Annotated in this window: 22 protein-coding genes; 11 read left to right on the top strand and 11 right to left on the bottom strand. The window is 70.7% G+C overall.

Annotated features, from left to right (window positions below):
- Positions 1-85: 85 nt before the first annotated feature.
- The 3 genes from AAH991_RS22640 (at position 86) to AAH991_RS22630 (ending at position 2,957) form a co-directional block, all read left to right on the top strand.
- A complete protein-coding gene (locus AAH991_RS22640) occupies positions 86-508 on the top strand; it encodes a DUF3151 domain-containing protein (protein WP_346227885.1) in 423 nt (140 codons plus the stop codon).
- Between the two features lie 165 nt (positions 509-673).
- Positions 674-1,957 (top strand): adenylosuccinate synthase, encoded by a 1,284-nt coding sequence (locus AAH991_RS22635; RefSeq protein WP_346227884.1) that lies wholly within the window; start codon positions 674-676, stop codon positions 1,955-1,957.
- 73 nt (positions 1,958-2,030) lie between these two features.
- Positions 2,031-2,957 (top strand): glycerophosphodiester phosphodiesterase family protein, encoded by a 927-nt coding sequence (locus tag AAH991_RS22630; RefSeq protein ID WP_346227883.1) that lies wholly within the window; start codon positions 2,031-2,033, stop codon positions 2,955-2,957.
- A 202-nt stretch (positions 2,958-3,159) separates the two neighbouring features.
- Here the strand turns inward: AAH991_RS22630 and AAH991_RS22625 are convergent, their stop codons facing one another.
- The 3 genes from AAH991_RS22625 to sigJ form a co-directional block, all read right to left on the bottom strand.
- The gene (locus AAH991_RS22625) at positions 3,160-3,354 is read right to left on the bottom strand and encodes a ferredoxin (RefSeq protein WP_346227882.1); all 195 of its coding nucleotides are present in this window, start codon (positions 3,352-3,354) and stop codon (positions 3,160-3,162) included.
- Positions 3,355-3,373: 19 nt separating this feature from the next.
- Positions 3,374-4,570, bottom strand: a complete 1,197-nt coding sequence (locus AAH991_RS22620) for a cytochrome P450 (protein ID WP_346227881.1) — start codon at positions 4,568-4,570, stop codon at positions 3,374-3,376.
- Between the two features lie 144 nt (positions 4,571-4,714).
- Complete coding sequence (gene sigJ, locus AAH991_RS22615; RefSeq protein WP_346227880.1) at positions 4,715-5,644, bottom strand: RNA polymerase sigma factor SigJ; 930 nt, start codon at positions 5,642-5,644, stop codon at positions 4,715-4,717.
- A 145-nt stretch (positions 5,645-5,789) separates the two neighbouring features.
- On the opposite strand from sigJ, the gene wrbA reads away from it, so the two are divergent.
- Positions 5,790-6,443 carry an NAD(P)H:quinone oxidoreductase gene (gene wrbA / locus AAH991_RS22610; RefSeq protein ID WP_346227879.1) on the top strand — a complete coding sequence of 218 codons (654 nt, stop codon included), beginning with the start codon at positions 5,790-5,792 and terminating at the stop codon, positions 6,441-6,443.
- Here the strand turns inward: wrbA and AAH991_RS22605 are convergent.
- Together AAH991_RS22605 and corA are read right to left on the bottom strand one after the other, a co-directional pair.
- Positions 6,433-7,068, bottom strand: coding sequence for a flavin reductase family protein (locus AAH991_RS22605; RefSeq protein ID WP_346227878.1), 636 nt, complete (start codon positions 7,066-7,068; stop codon positions 6,433-6,435). The two genes, wrbA and AAH991_RS22605, sit on opposite strands and share 11 nt — an antisense overlap.
- A gap of 149 nt (positions 7,069-7,217) precedes the next feature.
- Complete coding sequence (corA, locus tag AAH991_RS22600; RefSeq protein WP_346227877.1) at positions 7,218-8,336, bottom strand: magnesium/cobalt transporter CorA; 1,119 nt, start codon at positions 8,334-8,336, stop codon at positions 7,218-7,220.
- 419 nt (positions 8,337-8,755) lie between these two features.
- Between corA and purD the strand changes: the two genes are divergently transcribed.
- The 6 genes from purD to AAH991_RS40660 all read left to right on the top strand — a co-directional run bounded on the left by purD (position 8,756) and on the right by AAH991_RS40660 (position 15,626).
- Positions 8,756-9,997: a phosphoribosylamine--glycine ligase gene (gene purD / locus AAH991_RS22595; protein WP_346227876.1), complete on the top strand. Its 1,242-nt coding sequence runs from the start codon at positions 8,756-8,758 to the stop codon at positions 9,995-9,997.
- A 228-nt stretch (positions 9,998-10,225) separates the two neighbouring features.
- On the top strand, positions 10,226-11,074 hold the full coding sequence (locus tag AAH991_RS22590; RefSeq protein WP_346227875.1) for a phosphoribosylaminoimidazolesuccinocarboxamide synthase: 849 nt from the start codon (positions 10,226-10,228) through the stop codon (positions 11,072-11,074).
- 175 nt (positions 11,075-11,249) lie between these two features.
- Positions 11,250-12,527 carry a UDP-N-acetylglucosamine 1-carboxyvinyltransferase gene (gene murA, locus AAH991_RS22585; RefSeq protein ID WP_346227874.1) on the top strand — a complete coding sequence of 426 codons (1,278 nt, stop codon included), beginning with the start codon at positions 11,250-11,252 and terminating at the stop codon, positions 12,525-12,527.
- Positions 12,528-12,789: 262 nt separating this feature from the next.
- Entirely contained in the window at positions 12,790-14,034 is a 1,245-nt protein-coding gene (locus AAH991_RS22580) for a transcriptional regulator (RefSeq protein WP_428834010.1), read from the top strand.
- Positions 14,035-14,070: 36 nt separating this feature from the next.
- Positions 14,071-15,027 carry an EamA family transporter gene (locus AAH991_RS22575; protein ID WP_346227873.1) on the top strand — a complete coding sequence of 319 codons (957 nt, stop codon included), beginning with the start codon at positions 14,071-14,073 and terminating at the stop codon, positions 15,025-15,027.
- Positions 15,028-15,170: 143 nt separating this feature from the next.
- Positions 15,171-15,626, top strand: a complete 456-nt coding sequence (locus tag AAH991_RS40660; RefSeq protein ID WP_346227872.1) for a Clp protease N-terminal domain-containing protein — start codon at positions 15,171-15,173, stop codon at positions 15,624-15,626.
- Between the two features lie 91 nt (positions 15,627-15,717).
- On the opposite strand, the gene hisC is transcribed toward AAH991_RS40660, so the two are convergent.
- Together hisC and AAH991_RS22560 are read right to left on the bottom strand one after the other, a co-directional pair.
- Entirely contained in the window at positions 15,718-16,776 is a 1,059-nt protein-coding gene (gene hisC, locus AAH991_RS22565; protein ID WP_346227871.1) for a histidinol-phosphate transaminase, read from the bottom strand.
- 70 nt (positions 16,777-16,846) lie between these two features.
- Entirely contained in the window at positions 16,847-17,323 is a 477-nt protein-coding gene (locus AAH991_RS22560; protein ID WP_346227870.1) for a hypothetical protein, read from the bottom strand.
- Positions 17,324-17,542: 219 nt separating this feature from the next.
- Here AAH991_RS22560 and AAH991_RS22555 point away from each other — a divergent pair, with 219 nt between their 5' ends.
- Positions 17,543-18,268, top strand: a complete 726-nt coding sequence (locus tag AAH991_RS22555) for a polysaccharide deacetylase family protein (RefSeq protein WP_346227869.1) — start codon at positions 17,543-17,545, stop codon at positions 18,266-18,268.
- Here AAH991_RS22555 and AAH991_RS22550 read toward each other — a convergent pair.
- The 4 genes from AAH991_RS22550 to AAH991_RS22535 all read right to left on the bottom strand — a co-directional run bounded on the left by AAH991_RS22550 (position 18,247) and on the right by AAH991_RS22535 (position 23,341).
- Complete coding sequence (locus AAH991_RS22550) at positions 18,247-19,452, bottom strand: acyltransferase family protein (RefSeq protein ID WP_346227868.1); 1,206 nt, start codon at positions 19,450-19,452, stop codon at positions 18,247-18,249. The genes AAH991_RS22555 and AAH991_RS22550 overlap by 22 nt on opposite strands.
- 101 nt (positions 19,453-19,553) lie before the next feature.
- Positions 19,554-20,210, bottom strand: coding sequence for an NUDIX hydrolase (locus tag AAH991_RS22545; RefSeq protein WP_079314646.1), 657 nt, complete (start codon positions 20,208-20,210; stop codon positions 19,554-19,556).
- Between the two features lie 118 nt (positions 20,211-20,328).
- Positions 20,329-20,910 carry a hypothetical protein gene (locus AAH991_RS22540; protein WP_346227867.1) on the bottom strand — a complete coding sequence of 194 codons (582 nt, stop codon included), beginning with the start codon at positions 20,908-20,910 and terminating at the stop codon, positions 20,329-20,331.
- A gap of 604 nt (positions 20,911-21,514) precedes the next feature.
- Positions 21,515-23,341: a DUF4434 domain-containing protein gene (locus tag AAH991_RS22535; protein ID WP_346227866.1), complete on the bottom strand. Its 1,827-nt coding sequence runs from the start codon at positions 23,339-23,341 to the stop codon at positions 21,515-21,517.
- Positions 23,342-23,398 lie beyond the last annotated feature (57 nt).

The raw sequence follows: 23,398 nt of genomic DNA, 5'->3' as shown, positions 1-23,398 counted from the left end.
AACGGAAGATCCATTCTTGTATCGATCTCCGTTCCCGCCGGGCGGCCCATACCCCTGTGGGTGTTCGGCAGGTAGAACTGTCCACATGGAAACGCACGAGAACCTCCTTGCCGGCCCGCCGCCCACCCTGCTGCCGGACAACCCCGAGGCGCGGCAGATGCTCGAGTCGGGCGCCAAGGCGGCCGACGTGGCCGCGCGCTTCCCCGCCTACTCCGCGGCCTGGGGCGCCCTGGCGGACGACTACTTCGCGGCGGGCCACGCCGTCACCTCGTACGCCTTCGCGCGTACCGGCTACCACCGGGGGCTCGACCAGCTCCGCCGGGCGGGTTGGAAGGGCCACGGGCCGATCCCCTGGGAGCACGAGCCGAACCAGGGGTTCCTGCGTTGCCTGAACGCCCTCGCCCGGGCCGCGAACGCCATCGGCGAGAAGGACGAGGCCGAGCGCTGCGCCCAGTTCCTGCGTGACAGCAGCGCGGCCGCCGCGGAGGCGCTGTCCGCCAACCACTGACGGCCGGCCACTGACGGACTTCCGTACACGGAGCCCCGGCCGCGGCGGTCGTCTCGCGAGTTAAGACCGCGTTCACCCGCGGCATGCCCCTCGGGTAGTCTCTGTGTGCAAGAGGCCCCTGCGCGCTTGCGTCAGGGGCTTTCGTCTTGGTGCGGGAGTTAGACCATGCCGGCTGTCGTTCTCGTTGGCGCCCAGTGGGGCGATGAGGGCAAGGGGAAGGCCACCGACCTGCTGGGTGGTGACGTCGACTACGTCGTGCGTTACCAGGGTGGCAACAACGCGGGCCACACCGTCGTCATCGGCGACCAGAAGTACGCGTTGCACCTGCTCCCGACGGGTGTGCTGTCGCCCGACGTGGTGCCGGTCATCGGCAACGGGGTGGTCGTCGACCCCGGTGTGCTGCTGAGCGAGATCGACGGGCTGGCCGAGCGCGGCATCTCCTGCGAGCGGCTGCTGATCTCCGCCAGCGCGCACCTGATCATGCCCCAGCACAAGGCCATCGACAAGGTCAGCGAGCGCTTCCTCGGCAAGGCCAAGATCGGCACGACCGGCCGTGGCATCGGCCCGGCGTACGGCGACAAGATCTACCGCATGGGCATCCGGGTGCAGGACCTGCTCGACCCCGGCATCCTCGGCAAGAAGATCGAGGCCGCGGTGGGCGAGAAGAACCAGATCCTCACCAAGATCTACAACCGCCGTGGGCTCGACCCGGCGAAGGTGCTGGAGGAGTACCTCGGCTACGCCGAGCGGCTGCGCCCGCACATCGCCGACACCTCGCTCGTGCTCTCGCGGGCGCTCGACCAGGACAAGGTCGTGCTGCTGGAGGGCGGTCAGGGCACGCTGCTCGACATCGACCACGGCACCTACCCCTTCGTCACCTCCAGCTCCCCCACCTCGGGCGGCGCGTGCGCCGGCTCGGGCATCCCGCCGACCCGCCTGACCAGGATCATCGGCATCCTCAAGGCGTACACGACCCGTGTGGGCTCCGGGCCGTTCCCGACGGAGCTGCTGGACGAGCAGGGCGACTGGCTGCGCCAGACCGGCGGCGAGTACGGCGTGACCACCGGCCGCAACCGCCGCTGCGGCTGGTTCGACGCGGTCATCGCGCGGTACGCCACCCGGATCAACGGCGTGACCGACTTCTTCCTGACCAAGCTCGACGTGCTGTCCGGGCTGGAGCGGATCCCGGTCTGCGTGGCGTACGACGTCGACGGCGTCCGCCACGACGAGATCCCCATGACGCAGACCGAGTTCCACCACGCCACGCCGATCTACGAGGAGCTGCCCGGCTGGCAGGAGGACATCACCAGCGCCAAGACGTTCGACGACCTGCCGCCGAACGCGCAGGCGTACGTCAGGGCGCTGGAGGAGATGAGCGGCGCCCCGATCTCGGCCATCGGCGTCGGTCCGGGCCGGACCCAGACCATCCAGATTCGTCCCCTCATCTGATGATTCGTGGCGTACGCGCCCGGAACCGGAGGGTTCCGGGCCGCGGACGGGCGACGCGGTAAGGTACGCCGCTGTGCATGGATACGTTGAGCTGCACGGGCATCGTGGCGCCCGGGGCCTGAGGCCCGAGAACACCCTGCCCGGCCTGGCCTTCGCGCTGGAGCTGGGGGTCGACGCGCTGGAGTTCGACGTCGCCATGTCCGCGGACGGGCAGCTCGTGCTCACCCACGACCTGCACGTGTCCCCGGTGACCAGCGCCGACACGGGGATGGCCGCGCCGGGGGACGAGATGTTCCCCTACGTCGGCAAGCCGATCATCGCGCTCACGCTGCCCCAGTTGCGCACCCTCGACGTCGGCGTACGGCTGCCCGAGCGGCCGGACGACCGCTTCGCGCTCACGCAGGTGCCGCTGCCGGACACCCGGATGCCGACGCTCGGAGCGGTGCTCGGCCTGATCGGCGCGCTCGGCGCGGACAACGTGCGCCTCCACGTCGAGCTGAAGTCCGATCCCACCCGTCCCGGCCTGTGCGCCGACCCGCGCCGGTTCGTCGAGGAGGTCGTGCACGAACTCGACCGGCACGACCGGCTCTCGAAGGCGTCCCTGCTCAGCTTCGACTGGCGCATCCTGGAGATCGCCAGGCCGATGGTCGAGCGGCGCTACGCCCTGGTCGAGCGCGACACGATGACTCCCGCCTGGATGAACGGCATCCGCCTCGGCGAGGCCGGCGGCGACCTCGCGGCGGCGGCCGCGGCGGTGGGGGCGACGACGCTGTCCCCCGACCGTGTGCTCGTCGACGAGGCGCTGATGACCGGGGCGGCCCGGCAGGGCCTTCCGGTCGTGGTGTGGACGGTCAACGAGCCCGACGAGGCCGACCGGCTGATCGACATGGGGGTGGCCGGCATCGTCACCGACTATCCCGACCGCATGCGCCGCCTGTGGAAGGCCCGCGGTCTGCCGCTGCCCGATGCCGTGACCCCGCTGCGGACAGTCGGGGCCTGAGACAGAGCGTCCCCGGACAGGGGAAGAGCCCCGCCCCGGGCCTTCGACGGCCGGGACGGGGCTCCAGGGTCACCCACAAGAATGGCTTGCACAGCCGGTTACCAGCCAACAGCATCGGATCGTGCCCGTCAAGTCGCTGAGCGTCACCCGGCCCAGCGTGTCGCGCGCGTTCAGCCCTCCACGCGTTCACTCCTCAACGCGTTCACCTCCCAACGGAGAGCGCTCCGGACGGGCAGAGCTGTACGGCCCTGTTCACGGCGGGTCCGAGGGCGGCCGGGGGCTCGGCGTCGAGCACCACGACCGTCCCGTCGTCCTCGCTCTGGTCGAACACCTGGGGCAGCGTGAGCGCGCACATCCCCGCACCGACACACCGGCCGGTGTCCGCCTTGATCTTCATCGTTCCCCCAGCGCCTTCCTCACCAGAGCACCGGCAGGCGGTGCACACCGTAGATCGCCATTTTGGCGCGCAGCGGCACGTCCCGCGCCGGCACGGCCAGGCGCAGGTTGGGGAAGCGGCGCAGCAGGGCGGGATAGGCGATGCGCATCTCGATCCGGGCGAGCTGCTGGCCCAGGCACTGGTGGATGCCGTGCCCGAAGCTCAGGTGCCCGTGCGCCGGCCGGGTCACGTCGAGTGTGTCACCGCCCTCGAACCGCTCGGGATCCCGGTTCGCCGCTCCCAGGGACAGCGTCACCGACTCGCCCGCCCTGATCAGGGCGTCCCCGACCTCCACGTCCTCCAAGGCCGTACGGGTCGGCCCGATGTGCACGATGCTGAGGTAGCGCAGCAGCTCCTCCACCGCGTTGTCCACGGCGGCCGGGTCGTCCCGCACGACGGCGAGCTGTCCGGGGTTGGTCAGCAGCGCGAACGTGCCGAGGCCGAGCATGTTCGCGGTCGTCTCGTGCCCCGCGATGAGCAGCAGCAGCGCGACGCCGCCGAGCTCCTCGGTCGTCAGCTCCCCGCCCGCGACCAGACCGCTCAGCATGTCGTCGCCCGGCTCCTTCGCCTTCAGCTCGACGAGGCCGTGCAGGTAGGAGAGCAGGTCCTGCACCGCCGCCCGGACGTCCTCCATCGACGAGTCCAGGTTCACCAGCACCGCCGAGTCGCGCTGGAACTTCTCCCTGTCCTCGTACGGCACGCCGAGCATCTCGCAGATCACCAGCGAGGGGATGGGCAGTGCGAAGGACTCGACGAGGTCGGCGGGGGCGCCCTCACGCTCCATGGCGTCGAGCCGGCTCTCCGTGATCTCGTGGATCCTCGGTTCGAGCTGCTTCATCCGCCGTACGGTGAACTGGCCGGTCAGGAGACGGCGGTAGCGGGTGTGCTCGGGCGCGTCCATGCGCAGGAAAAACCCCGGGGTCAGCGGCTCCTTGCTGAACTCGCCGCGCTGGGGGATCGGCGAGTGCAGCAGTTCGGGGCGGGTGCTGAAGCGGTTGTCGGCCAAGATCGCGCGCGCCTCGGCGTAGCCGGTCACCAGCCAGCCCTCGTGCCCGTCCGCGTACGTCATCCGCTGGACCGGCGCCTCGTCGCGGCGGCGCGCCAGTTCGTCCGGTGGATCGAAGGCGCGTTCGCGCGCCAGGGGGAAAGTCGCCAACCGGGGTGTCGCCTCTGTCATGACACGCTCCTGCGAGAGTGGAAACGGTCGATGTGTCGAGCGGCCCGCTCCCCCCACCTAACAACATCATCTGACATACCGCAATGACTGATTGCTCATGATTGCGGTCATGAAGCGTACGTGTCGACGCGGATGCCGTCGTCGTCAGCGCGTGGTCCACGGCCGGAGCTTGTCGGGGTTGAGCACCGCCCAGATGTGCGTGATCCGGTCGCCCGCGACGTCGAACGCCATCACCGACACGGTGACGCCGTCCTGCCGGGCCACCAGACCGGGCTGGCCGTTGACCGTGCGCTCCACGATCGTCACGCCGGGCACCGCACCGGCCCGGTCCGCGAAGAACCGGGCGATCCGCTCGGCGCCTTCGACCGGCCGCGGCTCGGCACTGACGAGTCCGCCGCCGTCGCCGGTCGCCGTGGCGCCGGGGGCGAGCAGGCCGATGAGGGCGTCGATGTCCCCGGCCTCCCACGCCTGTTTGAAGTCCCTGACGATGCCGGCGCGCCGGGCCGCCGGGGTCGCGGGGGCCTGCGCGTCGCGGATGCGACGGCGGGCCGAGGAGGCCAGCTGGCGGCAGGCCGCCGGGGTGCGGCCGACGACCTCGGCCACTTCGGCGAAGGAGTAACGGAAGACGTCGTGCAGGACGAACGCGACCCGCTCGGCCGGGGTCATCGACTCGAGCACGACGAGGAACGCCATGCTGACCGACTCGTCCAGCGTGACCCGGTCGGCCGGGTCGGCCGTGGCACCGCCCGGCCGCCCGTCGGCCCACTCCGCGGGCTCGGGCAGCGGCTCGGGAATCCATTCCCCCACGTAGCGCTCCCGCCGGGCTCGCGCCGAGCCGAGCAGGTCGAGGCAGATGCGTCCGGCGACCGTCGTCAGCCAGCCGCCGGGGGACTCGACGGCCTCCTGCCGCTGCCGCGACATGGCGTACCAGCGGGCGTAGGTCTCCTGCACGACGTCCTCGGCGTCGGCCAGGGAGCCGAGGAGCCGGTAGGCGAGGTTCAGCAGCCGGCGCCGCTCGCCCGTGATCACGCGCAGGCTCGGGTCGAGCCCTTCCGGCTCGGACTCGTTGGTCATGGTGTCGCCGGCCCCCCTTGGTCGCATCCGTCCTCACCCGTTTCGACGAGACGACCCGCCCGGATGTGAGGTCGGCGTCACCTCACATCCCGAGGGGGTGTGTCGTCGTACCGCTGAGACCCACCCCGAGGAGAGGGAACCGATCATGGAACCCGTGAACGTCGCGATCGTCTACTACAGTGCCACGGGCACGGTGTACGCCCTGGCGCGAGCCGCCGCCGAGGGCGCGGAGAAGGCCGGCGCACGCGTGCGGCTGCGCAAGGTCGCGGAGACCGCCCCACCCGAAGCCGTCGGCTCCAGACCGGAGTGGGCCGCGCACCTCCGGGACACCGCCGACGTCGCCGAGGCCGTCCACGACGACCTGGAGTGGGCCGACGCGGTGCTGTTCGGCACCCCCGGCCGCTTCGGGAACCCGGCCGGTCAGCTCAGGGCGTTCATCGAGACCACCGGTCCCCTGTGGTATCAGGGCAAGCTCGCGGACAAGGTGTACTCGGCCTTCACCGCCTCCAGCACGGCCCACGGCGGGCAGGAATCCACGCTCCTGGCGTTGGGGAACACCTTCTACCACTGGGGCGGCATCATCGTGCCTCCCGGCTACACCGACCCCGTCCAGTTCAAGTCAGGCAATCCGTACGGCACCTCGCACGTGTCCGGCGACGGCGCACCCGGTGAGGTGTCCTTGGAGGCGGCCCGTCATCAGGCCCGCCGCGTCGTGGACATCGCGGCCCTGCTGAAGGCCGGCCGCGTGGACGGCGGCCGGGTCCCGCCTTCCTCTCCTCGCCGCGAGCTCAGCCCGTGACGGGCCGGAGGTCGTGGGGCATGGCCCAGCCCTCGGCGAGCCGGGAGGCGTGGACGTTCCTCCCGCCGCCGAAGAACTCGCAGAACTTCATGATGAGCGGGTCCCACTTCAGCGGGTCCACGTACTCCTTGCCGGGGATGACGAGTTCCTCGTCGACGTGGGCGCGGACCACCCTCACGGTGAAGGCGGTCGTGTTCGTGCCGGTGCCGATCTCGTGCGCCGTCTCGACGACGCACTCCAACTGGATCGGGCACTCGGCGACCCGGGGTGCCCGCACCAGGTCCGCGGCCTGCTCGGTGAGCCCGGCCGCGCCGAACTTGTCCCGCTCGTGGCGGTATCCCTGATTCCGCCGGTACTCCCGGATCTGCGGGTTGGCGGTCAGCAGGGCGAGCCGGTCGACGGCCGCGACCATGGTCGACGGCACGAGGTTCAGCACGCACTCGCCCTCGCGGCGCAGGTTCCGCGACGTCTGGCTGCTGTCGCCGAGCCCGAGCACGCCCCGGTCGCCCAGCCACCACGCCGACGACATCGGCATGAGGTTGGGGGAGCCGTCCTCGTTGCGGGAGCCGATGAGGACCACAGGGGTCCCGAAATAGAGCACCTTCAGGTCGATGATCCTGTGCACGTCACGTCCTTCGATGTTCCGAGTACAGGATGATTCTGGCGATCTCCCGGCGAGGACCTCCGGCGGAGATCGGACCTCGCACCGCCTCCCGGAGGGAGCAGGGCACGCCCACCGGGACGCGCGCGACGGCGTCCCGGGGGGAAGGGCGGTCAGAGCCAGCCGTTGCGGCGGAAGGCGCGGTGCAGGAGCGTGCAGGCGACGACCATCACGCCGAGCACGACGGGGTAGCCGTACACGGACTTGATCTCGGGCATGTGGTCGAAGTTCATCCCGTAGATCCCGGCGATCATCGTGGGGACCGAGATGATCGCCACCCACGAGGAGATCTTGCGCATGTCCTCGTTCGCGAGGGCGTTGGACCGCGCGAGCGCGGCCTGCAGGATCGAGTCGGACAGCTCGTTGGAGGCCTGGACCTGCTCGCACACGCGGGACAGGTGGTCGCCGACGTCGCGGAAGTATTCACGCATCTCGGAGGGGATGCTGCGCCGCTGAGGAAGGGCGTTGAAGGGGGTCTGGAGCGGTCCGACCGCCCGCTTGAGCTCCAGCATCTCGCGCTTGAGCTGGTAGATCCTGTTGATGTCGCGGGAGCTGACCTCGGCGAAGACGGCCGCCTCGACCTCTTCGAGCTCGGCCTGCATGAGGTCGGCCACGTGCAGGTACTTGTCCACGACGTGGTCGGCGATGGCGTGCAGGACACCCGTCGGGCCACGGCTGATCAGCTTCTGCTTCGACTCGAGCTTCTCGCGGATCTCGCCGAGCGGGCAGTAGCGGCCGTGCCGTACGGTCACCACGAAGTCGGGCCCGACGAACGCCATGATCTCGCCGGTGCCGATGATCTCACTGCTCGCCGCCGACACCTCGTGGTCGAGGAACTCGACGGTCTTGAGCACCACGAACAGCGAGTCGCCGTACCGCTCCACCTTGGGCCGCTGGTGGGCCTTGATGGCGTCCTCGACGGCGAGCGGGTGCAGGCCGAACACCTCCGCCAGCCACTCGACCTCGGGCGCGGCGGGCTCGTGCAGACCGACCCAGACGTACGCGTCGGGCATCTCGTTGGCCTCGTTGTGCTCGCGGACCAGCCGCACGGCCTCCGGTATGCCACCGGCGGCGACCTTCTTGCCCGCGACGTAGGCGCCGAACTCGACGAGCGAGTTGCTCGGCGGCACGCAGCGGACGACGGGCTCGGCGGTCACCGACGCGGCGCCGATGTGCGTGGGCAGCACACGAGTGTGCCTGTTGATGCGGGGAAAGAGCAGAGAGGAGCGCATGGCGGTCCCTTCCCGCCCGAGCCGGCACGCTCTACGCGCGACGTGATGTCACCCCTTCATGCAGGCGTGAGCTGCCCCTCGGGCTTCAGTTTCGGAGTGGTCGGGAATGCGCACGACGTACGTGCGCGAGCACGTACTGACGGGATCACCAGAATTCATCCCAGACCACCTCCAATCGCCACGAGACAGCGCGAAGCCTATCTAACCTACCACATTGCCGCTCGGCGGCTTTTCCAGAGTACCCGCGTCAAGTGCCGTCGATCATGCACTTCTTGCCAAAAACAGCCCGAACAAACTAGCCATCAGTGTGTATCCCCACCCAAACAGGGCAGCACCGCGTGCCCCTAATGGGCGGTCCGGAACTGGCCCGCACCGACGCCCGAGAACGGAAGGCGGCCGAACACTGCGACAATGGACGGGTGCGCGTACTTGTCATCGGTTCCGGGGGTCGTGAGCACGCTCTGTGCCGGGCCCTGCGGCTCGACCCCGCCGTCGAAGAGGTCCACTGCGCTCCCGGCAACGCCGGCATCGCCGACGTGGCCACCCTGCACCAGGTCACGGCGACCGACGGCGCGGCGGTGACCGCGCTGGCGGAGCGGCTGGGCGCCGACCTCGTCGTGATCGGTCCCGAGGCGCCGCTGGTCGCCGGCGTCGCCGACGCCGTCAGGGACGCCGGGATCGCCTGCTTCGGCCCGTCGGCGCGGGCGGCGCGGATCGAGGGATCCAAGGCGTTCGCCAAGGACGTGATGACCGCCGCCGGGGTGCCGACCGCGCGCGCGTACACCTGCACCAGGGAGGACGAGGCCGCGGCGGCGCTCGACGCGTTCGGCGCGCCGTACGTCGTGAAGGACGACGGCCTGGCAGCGGGCAAGGGCGTGGTCGTGACCGACAGCCGCGAGGAGGCCCTGGAGCACGCCAGGGCGTGCGGGCGGGTCGTCATCGAGGAGTACCTCGACGGTCCCGAGGTGTCGCTGTTCGCGCTGTGCGACGGGACGAGCGCGGTGGCGCTGCAGCCGGCCCAGGACTTCAAGCGGGCCTACGACGGCGACAAGGGTCCCAACACCGGCGGAATGGGGGCCTACACTCCGCTGCCCTGGGCGCCCGAGGACCTGTCCGAGCGGGTCATGAACGAGATCGTTCGCCCGACCGTGGCCGAGATGTCCCGGCGCGGCATGCCGTACGCGGGAGTGCTGTACGCCGGGCTGGCGCTGACCTCGGCCGGTCCCCGGGTGATCGAGTTCAACGCGCGGTTCGGCGACCCGGAGACCCAGGTCGTGCTCGACCGGCTGGAGACCCCGCTCGGCGCGCTGCTGCTCGCGTGCGCGACGGGCACGCTCGCCGGGCACCCGCCGCTGCGGTGGCGCGACGGCGCGGCCGTGACCGTGGTGCTCGCCGCGGAGAACTACCCCGCCGACCCGGTGAAGGGCGACCCGATCGCGGGGCTGCCGGTGACGGTGGAGGGCGCGTACGCGCTGCACGCGGGCACGTCCCTCGACGCGGAGAACCGGCTGGTGTCCAACGGCGGACGGGTCCTCAACGTGGTCGGCACGGGCGCGGATCTCGCCCAGGCCAGGGAGCGGGCATACGAGGCCCTGGAGCAGATCACGCTGCGCGGCTCCCACCACCGCTCCGACATCGCCCTGGCCGCCGCGTCCTCCTGACCCCTGACGATCGGTGATGTCCGCGTAACGATTGGTGCGCGGATCGTACGCGGACATACCATTCGATCAGCGGAGAGGCGGGCGCATGGCCGCGGTCCCCAGGCCACGACTCGTGCCGGATCCGCCCGGGGCAGCTCCCGTCCCCCCGTTCGCGGCCGACCACGTCGACACGCGGCTGCGTACTCTCCCCTTGCTCGATGCGGGATGAAGAGCTGGGAAGATGGAGCTGTGAAGCACCTGCACTCCGGCAAGGTACGCGACCTCTACGAGACCCCCGACGGGCTGCTGCTGATGGTCGCGTCCGACCGCATCTCGGCCTTCGACTACGTGCTCGAACCCGGCATCCCCGACAAGGGAGAGATTCTCACCCGGTTGTCGCTGTGGTGGTTCGAGCAGCTCAAGGACGTCGTCCCGCACCACGTGGTCTCGACCGACGTCCCGGCGGAGTTCGCCGGCCGCGGAGTGCTGTGCCGCAGGCTGCGGATGGTGCCGGTCGAATGCGTGGCGCGCGGCTACCTCACCGGCTCGGGGCTCGTGGACTACCGCAGGGAGGGCGTCGTCTCCGGCGTGCGGCTTGCTGAAGGGCTCACCGACGGCTCGCGCCTGCCCGAGCCGATCTTCACACCGTCGTCCAAGGCCCCCATGGGCGAGCACGACGAGCCCATGACGTACGAGGAGGTCGTGGCGGAGGTCGGCGGGGACGTGGCCGAGCGGCTGCGCCGGATCACCCTCGACGTCTACAGCCGCGGGGCCGAGATCGCTTTGGAACGCGGCATCATCCTGGCCGACACCAAGATCGAGCTGGGATTCGACGCCGACGGCGTGCTGACGCTGGGAGACGAGGTGCTGACGCCGGACTCCTCCCGCTTCTGGCCCCTCGACCAGTGGGAGCCGGGCCACTCCCAGCCGTCGTTCGACAAGCAGTTCGTCAGAGACTGGCTGCTGTCCCCCGAGTCGGGCTGGGACAGGTCGTCCGGCGAGGCGCCCCCGCCGCTGCCGGAGGAAATCGTCGAGCGCACCCGCAACCGCTACGTCGAGGCGTACGAACGGCTCACCGGAGAGCGCTTCCGCGGCTGAATCACACAGGTCACACGAGTAGTCTCAAGTGACCCGTTCCCCCGCGCGTTCCGGGGGTAGTTCCACCCCGAAACTCCCGGCACAGCGGCTACTCTAGGCCGATCGTCCTCGCCGACGACTCGGCCGCCGGCTGACGGGAGTCCCCCGCCTTCCCCCATACATAGGAGTCGAACCCATGGTCCGTTACCGCGTGCGCGGTGGCAATGTACTGCGTGGAACCGCCTTCATCCAGGGCGCGAAGAACGCCGTACTGCCCATGATCGGGGCGGCGCTGCTCGCGTCCGAGGGCCGCACGGTGCTCCGGAACGTGCCCGTCATCGAAGACGTGCGCCGGGCCGTCGAACTCGCCGAGGCCGTGGGCGCCAAGGTCGAGTTCCACGAGAGCGAGCGGACGCTCGTCATCGACGCCTCCCGCCTCACCAGCCCGGTCCTGCCCGCGGAGATCGCGCGCCGGTTCCGGGGGTCGGTGCTGTTCGTCCCCGCGCTGCTCCACCGTCTCGGCGAGGCCATCATCGAGGGCATCGGCGGGTGCAACCTCGGCAGCCGCAACCTCGACTTCCACTACCTGGGCTACAAGCGCCTGGGCGCGATGGTCGACGAGGGCGAGGCCGTCATCCACATCAAGGCCGGCGGCCTGGTCGGCGCCCCGCTCTACCTCGACACCCCGTCGCACACCGGCACCGAGAACCTGATCATGGCCGCCGCGCTGGCGCGGGGCACCACCGTCATCGAGAACGCGGCCCTCGAACCCGAGGTGCTCGACGTCATCACGATGCTGAGCCGGATGGGCGCGCGCATCCGCGGCGGCGGCACGGGATTCATCACGGTCGAGGGCGTGGACGAGCTGACCGCGGTCGAGCACACGGTCATGCCCGACCGGCTCGACGCGGGCGTGTTCGCGATGGCCGCGGCGATCACCGGTGGCGAGGTGAGCCTGGTCGGCGCGTCGCTGGAGCACCTCGGCGTGGTCCGGTGGAAGCTGGAGCAGATGGGCGTCGAGTTCGAGCAGCACGGCGCCGTGCTTCAGGTGCGCCGCGACCGGCCGCTGCGCCCGATCAACGTCATCACCGACACCTATCCCGGCTTCGCGACCGACCTGCAGTCGCCGCTGATGACCGTGGCCTGCCTCGCGGAGGGCTCCAGCTACATCCACGAGCGCATCTTCGACGGCCGCTTCGCACTGGCGGGCGAGCTCAACAAGATGGGCGCGAACGTCGAGGTCGAGGGCAGCCGGGCGGTCGTGCACGGCCCGACGCCGCTGCGCGGCGCCGACGTGACGGCCCACGACCTGCGATCGGGAATCGCCCTCGTGCTCGCCGGTCTCGCCGCGGAGGGCGAGACGACCATCGGGTCCGGATATCTCATCGACCGCGGGCACGCCGCGCTCGCCCAGCGTATGCAGGCGCTCGGCGCAGATGTGGTGCGTGAAATTTCCACTTCCGGCGAGGGCTGAGTCCGGAAACCTTTACTAATGCCCTGACCAGGAGAGACCTTCCGAATTACGGAACGCCCGGGACTACCCAGAATGGTATTCCGGTAAATCTGGGCGTGACATTACGGCCTTAACCAGCGATCGTTCCAAAGAGAAGCCACAACAACGAGGGCGACGTGGGATGGGACGAACATTGGTCGAGCGCACGGAAGACACTCCGCGCGGGTCACGTCTGGGCACGGTGACACCCGACCTCACCATCGGCGTGGTGGGGTCGCACGATCTGGTCGAGCGGGTGATGCTCATGGGGCACTCGGCTGCCCCGGTGCCCTGCCGGCTGGTGGCCGCCGCGTACCGAGACGAGCAGGAGGCGGCGGACAAGGTGACCCGGCTCGGTCCGGGTGTGGACGCGTGCCTGTTCGCGAGCCCGGTGCCCTTCGAGCTCGCGCGGCGGGCCGGGGTGCTGACGATGCCGGCCACGCACGTGCAGCTCGGCGGGGCCGCGCTCGTGGCGGCGATCGCGCGGGCCGCGCTGGACGAGCGAATCGATCCGCGCCGGGTGAGCATCGACGTGCTCGGCCGGCCGGAAATCGACGAGGCGTACGCGGACCTCAACCTCTCCTCCGGGGAGGTGCACAGCCGGGACGAGCCGGGTCCGGTCGGCACGATCACGGCCTTCCACGAGCGGCTGCTCCGCCAGGGGGCCACGACGGGCGCGCTCACCTGCGTCCAGGGCGTGGCCGACCGGCTGACCTCCGCCGGGGTGCCGGTGGTGCCGATACGGCCGACCTCCGCGGCCGTACGCACGGCGCTGCACACGGCGGCGCTGCTCGGCGCGCGGCACCGGCTGGAGGAGTCGCAGCTCACGGTCGTGCTGGTCGAGGTGCCGACGCTACGCGAACCGGTTCGGCGGGCCGCGCCGCGCTACTGGCGTGACGAGCTGCGGCTGTCGCTGCACCGCCTGCTCGTGCAGGAGGCCAACCGGATCAACGCGAGCGTGTGGCCGATCGACGACCACAGCTATCTGGTGGTGGCCACCAAGGGCTCGATCGCGACGGCCACGGACGGGTTCCGGATCCTGCCGTTCGCCGCCAGGATCCGCGAGGAGCTGGGCCTGGCCGTCGAGGTGGGTGTGGGGATGGGCCGCACCACGCACGAGGCCGAGACGCACGCGAGGGGCGCGCTCGCCCGCACCCAGGGCGGCAAGCAGCCGCAGGGCTTCGCGGTGGACAGGGAGGGCCGCGCACTGGTGCCGCCGCCCCGGATGCCGCCCCAGCCCGGCGGACCGATCAAGCCCAAGGGCGTCGAGGTGCTGGCGCGCCTGGCCGCCAAGCTGGAGGGCGGGGACACGGTCGTGGACGCGGAGGGCGCCGGGCGCATGCTCGGAGTGACCCCGCGTACGGCCAGGCGGTTGCTGCGCACGCTGGTTGACGAGGGACTCGCGTGGCCGCTTCCGCCGAACCGCACTCCCCAGCCGGGCCGGCCGCGCCAGCTCTACCGGCTCATCGTGGAGAAGCTGAACCGGTAATCGGCGTCCGGAAGCGACGCTCTATCGTCATGACCCATGGAACGGAACGGTCATGACGTACGGGTGTGGTTGGCCTTGGCGGCCGTGTACGTGGTGTGGGGCTCGACGTACCTCGGCATCGCCATCGCCATCCGGACCCTTCCGCCGATGACGAGCGGTGGACTCCGTTTCGTCGCGGCGGCCCTGGTCCTCGGCGGGGTCCTGCTCGTCAGGGCCGTGCCGTTCAGGATGAGATGGCAGGAGTTCGGCGGCGCCGCGCTCGTCGGGCTCCTGCTCCTCGCCGGCGGCAACGGCATGGTCGCCGTGGCCGAGCAGCACATCTCCAGCGGCCTGGCCGCGCTGCTCGTCGCCTCGACCCCGCTGTGGCTGATCGTGCTCAGGACGGTCTTCCGCGACCGGCCGCACGTGCTGACGCTGGCCGGGGTGCTGGTCGGCTTCGCCGGCGTCGCCTTCCTCTCGCTGCACGGCGGCAACGCCTCGGGCAGCGGAGCGGGCATCACCGTGGTGCTGCTGGGCTCGGTGTCGTGGTCGCTGGGGTCGTTCCTGTCCCCCCGGATCCCGATGCCGGCCAACCCGTTCGTGGCCAGCACGATCGAGATGGCGGTGGGCGGCGCCGCGCTGCTGGTCATGGGCGCCGCGCAGGGCGAGCGCCTGCATCTCGGCGCGGTGAGCTGGGAGTCCTGGGCGGCCCTGGCCTACCTGGTGCTGGTGGGCTCCCTGGTCGGCTTCACCTCGTACATCTGGCTGCTCGGCCACGCGCCGATCTCGCTCGTGTCCACCTACGCGTACGTGAACCCGGTGGTGGCGGTGATCCTCGGAGCGGCGATCCTGTCGGAACCGGTCACCGCGGCCATGCTCGTCGCGGGAGGCCTGATCGTCGTCGGGGTCGCGCTGGTGGTCTCCACCGAGCGGCGCAACCGGCCGGACGGCAGTAGTCCTGCGGAGCAGGAGACTCCCGCGACTGCCGGGAGCCGTCCGGCCTCCGAACCCTGACGGCTCCATGGCGCCCGCCGGCCGGGCGTCTGCGAGAGTCACCGAGATCCACTACCGTCGCAGGACGACTCAGTCACCACAGCGGACGACCGTCCGCCGGACCCGGACGGGGTTCGCTGACCTGCCTTGCGAGGAGCGGCGGTATGTACGAGAAGTTCACCAACCGAGCGCGACGCGTCGTCATCCTGGCCCAGGAGGAGGCCAGGATGTTCGGTCACCCGTCCATCGGCACCGAGCACGTCCTCCTCGGCCTGATCCGTGAGGACGAGGGCATCGGCGCCCAGGTGCTCAAGAGCCTTGGCCTGACCCTCGAGGACGTGCGTCTGCAGGTCAAGGCGATCGCCGGGCACGGCCAGGCCGCGCCGAACCCGGCCGAGCCCATTCCGTTCACTCCGTCGGGCGGCAAGGTCCTCGAGTCGGCCAACCAGGAGTCCCTGGGGCGCGGCCACGACCGCATCGGCACCGAGCACATCCTGCTCGGGCTCATCCGCGACGGCGAGAGTGGGGCGGCGCGGATCCTGGTCGCGCTCGGAGCCGGCCTCGACCGGATCGAGCGGAGCACGAACGCGCTCGTCCAGCAGTACTACCCCGCTCGCTAGGACCCGTTCTCGCCGCCGGCCACGCGTTCCCGGCCGCGGTGTCTCCGCAGTTTCCGGGCGCCGGGCCCGCCGGAGCGGCCCGGCGCCCGTGTCAGCGCCTGAACTCCGCGGCCGCGGCGAGGAAGACGTCGTTGGCCTCGGGGTCGCCGATGGAGATCCGGGCCCCCTCGCCCTCGAACGGGCGCACCGCGACGCCCACGGCCGCGCACTCGCCGGCGAACTCCATCGTGCGCTCGCCGAGACGCAGCCAGACGAAGTTGGCCTCGGTGGGCGGGACGGTCCAGCCCTGCGACAGCAGCGTCTCCCGGACGCGGGCGCGCTCCTTGACCACGTTGTCGACCCGCTCCTGCAGCTCGTCCTCCGCCTGCAGGGACGCGATGGCGGCGGCCTGGGCGAGGTGGTTGACCGCGAAGGGCAGCAGCGTCTTGCGGACGGCGGCGGCCACCGGCTCGTGCCCGATCAGGTAACCGACCCGCAGCCCCGCGAGGCCGTACGCCTTGGAGAACGTGCGCAGGACGGCGACGTTGGGACGGTCGCGGTAGAGCGTGAGGCCGTCGGGCACGTCCACGTCCCTGACGTACTCCCGGTAGGCCTCGTCGAGGACGACGGTGACGTTCTCCGGCACCCGGTCGAGGAAGCGGACGAGCTCCTCGGTCCGGTTCGCCGTCCCCGTCGGGTTGTTGGGGTTGCACACGAAGACCAGGCGCGTCTCGGGCGTGATGGCCTCGGCCATCGCGTCGAGGTCGTGCGTCTCGTCGCGCAGCGGCACCTCGACGGCGTTGGCGCCCGAAAGGCCGACCAGCAGGGGGTAGGCCTCGAAGGAGCGCCAGGCGTAGACCACGTCGGCGCCGGGCTCACCGACCGCTTCGAGGATCTGCTGGGCGACCGCCACGGATCCGGCGCCGAGCGCGACGTGGTCGTAGGGCACCCCGAACCGTTCGGCGACCGTCTCGGTGAGCCGGACCGCACCGGGGTCGGGATAACGGTGGATCTCCGTGGCCGCCCGCGCGATCGCCTCCACCACCGACGGCAGGGGCCCGAAGGGGCTCTCGTTGGAGGACAGCTTGTAGGACCGGCCGTCCGGGGAGACCACGGCCTTGCCGGGCTTGTAGGCCGGCATGGTGTCGAGGATCGAGCGGAATCGAGGCATGCCCTAACGATAGGAGATGCACCTGTTCGCGCGGCACCCCGCACGCCCCCTGTGGGCCGCGCAGGCGTCCCTACTTGTAGTAGGCGTAGATCGTCTTCCAGGCGCCGGACACCTGGCAGTCGACCGACGGCTTGGCGGCCTTGGCCTCGGAGCAGACCTTGAAATCGACCTCCGCGACGTTCTTGACGGTGAAGGCGAACTGCATCTTCGCTTTGTAGGAGCAGGCGCGGTAGTTGCGGTACACCAGGTGCGGCTGGTTGGCGGCGTCGAAGTAGCTGACCCGGAACAGGGCCCAGCCGCAGGTGGACGCCTTGCGGTTCAGGCTGGTGACACTGCCGCCGACCTTGACGTACGGCGCGGGCGCGCTCCGGTCGGCCTTGGCCGCGGCGGTCAGCGAGCCGCTCGCCTTGGCCTTCGACCCGGCCGCGTAGTAGGGACCCCAGGGCTTGGCCGCGGTCGCCTGGGCGGCCGTGGCGGTGGCGAGCGGGGCGAGAGCCAGGATGCCGGCCGCGAGCGTGAGGCCTGCCAGGGAACGGGTGAGGGTCATGGCTGGGGTTCCTTTCCTGCGTCGTTGCACGCAGTCTGCGCCGCGACGCTTTCAAGCCCCTTGACACCCGCTGTACACCGAAGGGAACCGCGTGGCCGGGATGATGCGATGACTATTCCAGTTCGCCGCTTTGATGACCATCTCGCCGTGTTTTCACTAAGATCCCGCGACATGTGGCGGAAAGCAAGAATCGTAATGGCCGGTGTCTGCGCAGCCGGCGTGAGCGTCGTCCCCACCCCGGCCGGATCCGCGACCGCCGCCACCACGAAGACGGCGGCCGTGACCCGGGCCGAGGCGAAGCAGACGGAGACGAACAAGAAGACCGAGCCCTACTGCGCCCGGTACAAGTGCATCGCCCTCACCTTCGACGACGGTCCGTGGCCCTACACCCCCGGGCTGCTCGACACGCTGAAGAAGCACAAGGCGAAGGCCACCTTCTTCCTGCTCGGCAGGAAGGTGGCCTACCGGCCCGAGCTCACCAGGCGGATCTACGAGGAGGGTCACGACATCGGCAACCACACCTGGACCCACCCCTCGCTCACCAAGCTGTCCGACGGCGAGGTGTTCGAGGAGGTCTCGACCACCTCGGAGATCATCTACCAGACGATCGGCAAGAGGCCCGAGTACATGCGCCCGCCGAACGGCGCGACCGACTCCCGGGTCTCCGGTCTCATGGTCGACCTGGGGCTGCCGCAGATCCTGTGGACCGGGTCCACGCTCGACTGGCAGGCCCGCGACACCAAGGTGATCGCCGAGCGCACGCTGAAGCTCGCCAAGCGCAACGGCGTCATCCTGCTGCACGACATCGTCCCCGAGACGGTCAAGGCCATGCCGGGCGTGCTCACCGCGCTGGAGAAGCAGGGCTACAAGTTCGTCACGCTGACGACCCTGCTCCAGGGCCGCAAACTGCGTCCCGGCGAGATCTACCCGCCGCGCGGCAAGTAGCCGGCTCCGGGCGCCGTCTCCGCATACGGCGGGGGCATCGGTGCGGGTGCGGGCATCGCGGGCATGGGAGCGGCCGCCGCCGTCCCGGCCGTAGGGACGCGGGCGGCGTCGGCCGTGAGCGAGCGGTCCAGGGCCGCCCGCATCCGCGATTGCAGGGGCCGCTCGACCAGCCGGTGCACGCCGTACGCGACCACGAGCACCGCGGCCACGGCCAGGGGGAGCGTGAGGCGGTTGCCCAGCGCGGGGTGGAGCCACTGGATCAGCAGGAACCCGACGTGGTGGTGGAAGAGGTAGAGCGGGTAGGTCAGCGTGCCGAGGAACGTGAGCCACCGCCAGTCGAGCCGGTCGAACACGCCGACCGCCACGAGGATCATCACCAGGAAGATCAGCGAGATCACGCCCACCACGAGCGCCGAGCCCAGCGCCTGCCCGTATCTCCGGACCGCCGTCGGTTCCCCGTCGAGCGCCGTGTAGAGCCCGAGCGCCCAGCCCACGGCCACGAACAGCCAGGGGAACAGCGACCCGCCGAAGCGGTGGATGAGATAGAGCGCCATCCCCGCGATGAAGTACGGCGCGCTGAACGGGACGAGGAACTGCTGCAGCAAATCGGCGTCCGCCCGGTCGGCGATCGCCAGCAGGATCACCCATGCCCCCATGAACGCCAGGCACCGGCGGTAGGTGATCCCCACGGCCGCCAGGCACGCGATGAGAGCGTAGAAGACCAGCTCCTGCCACAGCGTCCAGTAGACGATCTCCAGGTCGCGTACGCGGAAACCGTGCTGGAGCATGGTCATGTTGGCCAGCAGTTCGGTGAGGCTCGGGCGGTGGTCGGTGATCAGCCCTCCGACGGCCAGGCCGCCCAGGACGAGCACGCTCGCCCAGTACGCCGGGTACAGCCGGGCGATCCGCGACGCCGCGAAGTGACCGGGGGTGCGGCCCCAGGCGCTCATCAGGATCACGAATCCGCTGATCAGGAAGAACAGGCGCACGCCGTACACGCCGAACATGGTCACCGCGCTCAGCGCGGGGAAGGCGTTGGGCGTGCCCCAGGCGCGCGTCTCACCGAAGTGGAACAGGACGACGCCGAGGGCCGCGCAGAACCGCAGAAGGTCGAGAACGCGCAGCCGGGACGGTCCGGGGAGGTTGGCCGGCGCATCGGAGATGCGGGGGGCCGCAGCCAGCATAGGCCGGAATATATCCTGAAAGATCGCTGTGAGGCGTACCTTCTGCGCTGACGTCCCGATATGAGCGCTTTTCCGCGCCCGCAGGCGTCCGGCGGTATGTGTCAGGTGCGGAGCATGGGCGGGTGCAGCAGCACGGCGGGGCCACGGCGGTAGAGCATGGCGGGACGGCCGCCGTCCCGGGTCGTGGTGCGCCCGGTGGGCACGAGGAAGCCCTCCGTCTTGGTGACCTTCCGGTGGAAGTTGCGCGGGTCGAGCGGCCGTCCCCAGACGATCTCGTAGACGCGGCGCAACTCCGCGACCGTGAACTCGGGTGGGCAGAAGGCGGCGCCGAGCGAGGTGTACTCGAGCTTGCCCCTGGCCCGCTCCACGCCGTCGAGCATGATCCTGCGGTGGTCGAAGGCCATCTCGGTCAGCTCCGCCACCGGCTGCCAGCTCATGTGGGCCTCGGTGGAGGCGGGCAGGTCGGGCGCGAGGCCCAGGTAGGCCACGCTGACGACCCGCTGGCGCGGATCGCGGTCCGGGTAGCCGTAGGTCTGGAGTTGCTCCAGATGGACCGGCGCACCGGGCAGGCCGGCCCGTTCGGCCAGCACGCGGGCCGCCGCGGCGGGCAGGTCCTCCTCCAGCTTGATGAAGCCGCCGGAGAGCGCCCACCGGCCTTCGTACGGTGGCCTGTCGCGCCGCCAGACGAGGGCGCTGAGCTGCTGGGACCTGACGGTGAGCACGACGAGATCCACGCTGACGGGGATACGCGGGATCATGCCCAGCACGCTACAGGACGCGGGCCGCACCTCGGGCCGTCCGCCGGGCACGCGGGCCGGCCCCCGTACGTCGCCCGGCCCGGCGCGGGCGGCGCCGGGCGACGTGCCGCCGGGAACGTCAGAGCGCCTGCGTGGGCTTGACGTAGGTCACCCGGAGGTTCAGGTAGGCCGCCACGCCGGCGTCGTGGGCGCGGACGGCCAGCAGGTTGCAGCAGTCCAGATCGGTCACGGGCACGACGACGTCGATCGCCCCGGCGGCGCACTTGCCGCTCGTGACGCTCTTCAGCAGGTGACCGTTGAAGTAGACCTGCGCGTCGTTGTCCACCGTGCCCTGGATCCGCACCTGCTGCGCGTCCCGCGGCAGGTGGATCCAGTGCCGCACCAGGAGGTCGGTGTTGACCGCCCACGGCGTCTTGACATTGGCCTGGTTGTTCCACGAGCAGGTGCCGTTCGTGGTGCCGAAGCCCGCCTGTCCCGTCGGCCAGGCGCTGTCGTCGAAGCCCTGCTCGGCGAAGCCCGGCACCTGGGTGGTGGCGGGCACCTGGCGGTACGTCCAGCCCGTGCTGTCGTAGCCGAGCGCGGTGACGACGGTCGCACGCTCGCTCGCGGCCTGGGCGGTGGCCGCGGGGGCCGCCAGGGCCATCGCGGCCACCAGCGCACCCGCCGTGAGGGCGGCGGGCAGGTGACGGAGTCGGTTCATGGGCGGTCTCCTTGTCGATCGTCCAATGCCCTGATGCGACGGGCACCGTGAAGCCGGCGAACCGGCCTGTGGTCTCCGCCCGCGCGGCAAGATCCGCCGGGCGGCGCAGGCAAGGAGATCAGCGGGCGGAAGCGGCCGCGGGGACGCCCCGCCGCGGCATTGTCCGTTCCTTGCGCGGACATTGCCGGGCCCGGGAACGGCCGGGGAACCGGCATCATGTCCTCGACCCCGACGACACGGTCAACCGTGCCGATTTCGCGTCCCTCGTCTTGAGTGCGCTGGCACTCGCGGCACCGGTGGTGATGTGGGCCGGACGCACGACCACTCACGCACCGCCCGCGGCCGAGGAGATCCTCAGCGCCGCCAAGGCGGCCTTGACCGGCCTGGTCGCCGAGCAGCGCGGAGCGACGACGAACCGCCCGCGCGGTCGGCCTCATGGCCGGGCTCGTGATCGCGCTCATAGCCGGGCTCATGTCCGAGCTCGAGGCCAGGCTCATGCTCGGGCTCACGGCCGGGCTCTCCGAATGGGCGGAACAACCGATCGCTTCTCGCACAGGCCCGGGCCCGCACCGCCGCGAGCCGCGGACCGGCGGAGCGGGACCGGTCAGCGGGTGTTGTGGTAGTAGACCGGCTCGGCGGACTTCCTGCCGTCGGCGGAGGTGACCTCCACCCGGATCCACACGTCTTCGGGGACCGTCTCCCAGTCGACCGGGATCCAGATCTGCTCCGTGCCCGCCGGCAACCCCGGGAGCGGCGTGGAGTCGTGCCAGCCGACCGTGGCCGAGTCGACGACCCGGGGGGTGTCCAGGTCCGGCCAGCTCAGCGTGACCTTGGCCGAGCCGAGGTGGTAGCCGCGGATCTCCAGGCCGTCCTGGATCTGCCGCGCGTGCCGCTGCGCCTCGATGGGGATCGGGCGGTTCCAGTCGGCCGCGATCTCCTCCGACAGCGACGGCGAGCCGCAGGTGAAGAAGTCGCTCCACATGTAAGAGATGATCTTCGACACGTACGGCGCGGCGAGCGTCACCTGGGTGTCGAGCCTGGGCTTGTCCGTACGTCCGCGAGTGCCCTGACGGCCGCAGGTCTCGGTGGAGGTGGACGGCTCGAACGCCTCCACGTTGGCCCACAGCTCGACCTGGACGCCCTCCTGCACCAGCTCCTGCCGGGCCAGCGACATGGCCCGGTAGTAGTCCCGGGTGCTGCCGTAGTAGGCCGTGGCGTACGTGCTCTCGCCGACGACCGGCTTGAGGGCGTCGTCCACCGGCTTGTTCTTCCAGTTCGGCCAGAACAGGCCGACCTTGCCCGTGCCGCGGCCGTCCTGCGGGGCGATGATCTCCACGCCGGTGCGCGCGAGGGCCTTGAAGCCCTGGGCCACCTGGCTGGGCGTGGAGGTGTACTTCACCCGTCTGCGGCTGTCGATGTACGGGCTCACCAGGATCGGCTTGTCCGGCAGTTCCTGCTCGACGATCAGGTGCTGCTCCGCGTACACCTGGAGCGTCTGGACCTTGCTCGGGTCGGGCCAGTCCCGCAGTTGCAGTTCGAACGGCTGGTAGACCCCGCCCAGCGACTCGCGGCCGTTGAAGCGGTCGCCGTAGTCCTGCAGGATCCGCCGGGTCAGCGTGGTGAGCGTGCCGATGTGCCTGGGGTCGGCCCGCGTGGACTCCTCGGGATCGCGCGGCGCGAGCGGCAGGGCGGGGAAGACCTTGATGCCGAACCGGTCACCGAGGCCGAGCAGCTCGGTGAGGCTGTCCTTGGCGCCCGCGGAGACGAGGATCAGGTGATAGCCGCGCCCCTGGGAGGTGAAGTCGCAGGTGGGGTCGTCCGAGCCGTCCTCGGGCGCGACGAGCCGGAAGAAGACGGCGTCCCCCACGACGATCTCGTGCTCCATCTGCGGGCAGCGGAGGATGCCGGGGCCGAACCGCTCGTCGGTGCGGTAGACGTACGTCCCGGTGATCTCGTTGCCGGGGTTGGCGGCCTTGAGGTCGCTTTCCGCCGCCCGCACGCAGGAGAGCCCGTTCTCGGCGCAGCGGGCGTACCTGGCGTCGGGCTTGGGGTCCTTGCCCTCGGGGGTCGACGCCTCCAGGACCTGGCCCGCGTCGTCGGTCTTGCGCGGGGACAGGCCGAACCCGAGGCGTACGACCGTGTCCCCGCCGAGCCGGTGGATGGCCTCCAGCTGGCGGCGCCAGGTGCAGGGATCGGAGGTGGGGATCAGCCAGTAGCCGCTCACGGCGTACGGCGTGGTCGCCGCGGTCTCGAACGTCCCGCAGGGGTCGGTGAACTCGCTGTGCGTCGGCGACCCGAGCGCCGGGGTCGCGGGGGCGGTCTGCCCTGCGCTGGCGGTGCCGGACCCGGTGTTCCCGTCGCGGAAGACGATCACCACTGATGCGACACCGGCGAGGATCGCCACGCCGAGGATCAGAGTGAGCCAGCGCACTTTCAGGACACTACCGCCCGTCGTTCAAATGATCTTGCTGGTGCCCAGCCTACCCGG

It is taken from the genome of Microbispora sp. ZYX-F-249, from assembly GCF_039649665.1.
Taxonomy (GTDB): Bacteria; Actinomycetota; Actinomycetes; order Streptosporangiales; family Streptosporangiaceae; genus Microbispora; species Microbispora maris.
Note: the sequence above shows the minus strand (reverse complement) of the source record. Positions and strands in the feature narration are given on the sequence as shown.

What these genes read in the sequence shown, in the direction of transcription:
- wrbA (WP_346227879.1), top strand. Translation starts at nt 5,790, where the DNA reads ATGGAACCCGTGAACGTCGCGATCGTCTACTACAGTGCCACGGGCACG.
- AAH991_RS22625 (WP_346227882.1), bottom strand. Translation starts at nt 3,354, where the DNA reads ATGAAGATCAAGGCGGACACCGGCCGGTGTGTCGGTGCGGGGATGTGC.
- AAH991_RS22550 (WP_346227868.1), bottom strand. Translation starts at nt 19,452, where the DNA reads ATGCTGGCTGCGGCCCCCCGCATCTCCGATGCGCCGGCCAACCTCCCC.
- sigJ (WP_346227880.1), bottom strand. Translation starts at nt 5,644, where the DNA reads ATGACCAACGAGTCCGAGCCGGAAGGGCTCGACCCGAGCCTGCGCGTG.
- hisC (WP_346227871.1), bottom strand. Translation starts at nt 16,776, where the DNA reads ATGCCTCGATTCCGCTCGATCCTCGACACCATGCCGGCCTACAAGCCC.
- AAH991_RS22620 (WP_346227881.1), bottom strand. Translation starts at nt 4,570, where the DNA reads ATGACAGAGGCGACACCCCGGTTGGCGACTTTCCCCCTGGCGCGCGAA.
- AAH991_RS22560 (WP_346227870.1), bottom strand. Translation starts at nt 17,323, where the DNA reads ATGACCCTCACCCGTTCCCTGGCAGGCCTCACGCTCGCGGCCGGCATC.
- AAH991_RS22545 (WP_079314646.1), bottom strand. Translation starts at nt 20,210, where the DNA reads ATGATCCCGCGTATCCCCGTCAGCGTGGATCTCGTCGTGCTCACCGTC.
- AAH991_RS40660 (WP_346227872.1), top strand. Translation starts at nt 15,171, where the DNA reads ATGTACGAGAAGTTCACCAACCGAGCGCGACGCGTCGTCATCCTGGCC.
- AAH991_RS22540 (WP_346227867.1), bottom strand. Translation starts at nt 20,910, where the DNA reads ATGAACCGACTCCGTCACCTGCCCGCCGCCCTCACGGCGGGTGCGCTG.
- corA (WP_346227877.1), bottom strand. Translation starts at nt 8,336, where the DNA reads ATGCGCTCCTCTCTGCTCTTTCCCCGCATCAACAGGCACACTCGTGTG.
- AAH991_RS22635 (WP_346227884.1), top strand. Translation starts at nt 674, where the DNA reads ATGCCGGCTGTCGTTCTCGTTGGCGCCCAGTGGGGCGATGAGGGCAAG.
- murA (WP_346227874.1), top strand. Translation starts at nt 11,250, where the DNA reads ATGGTCCGTTACCGCGTGCGCGGTGGCAATGTACTGCGTGGAACCGCC.
- AAH991_RS22575 (WP_346227873.1), top strand. Translation starts at nt 14,071, where the DNA reads ATGGAACGGAACGGTCATGACGTACGGGTGTGGTTGGCCTTGGCGGCC.
- AAH991_RS22640 (WP_346227885.1), top strand. Translation starts at nt 86, where the DNA reads ATGGAAACGCACGAGAACCTCCTTGCCGGCCCGCCGCCCACCCTGCTG.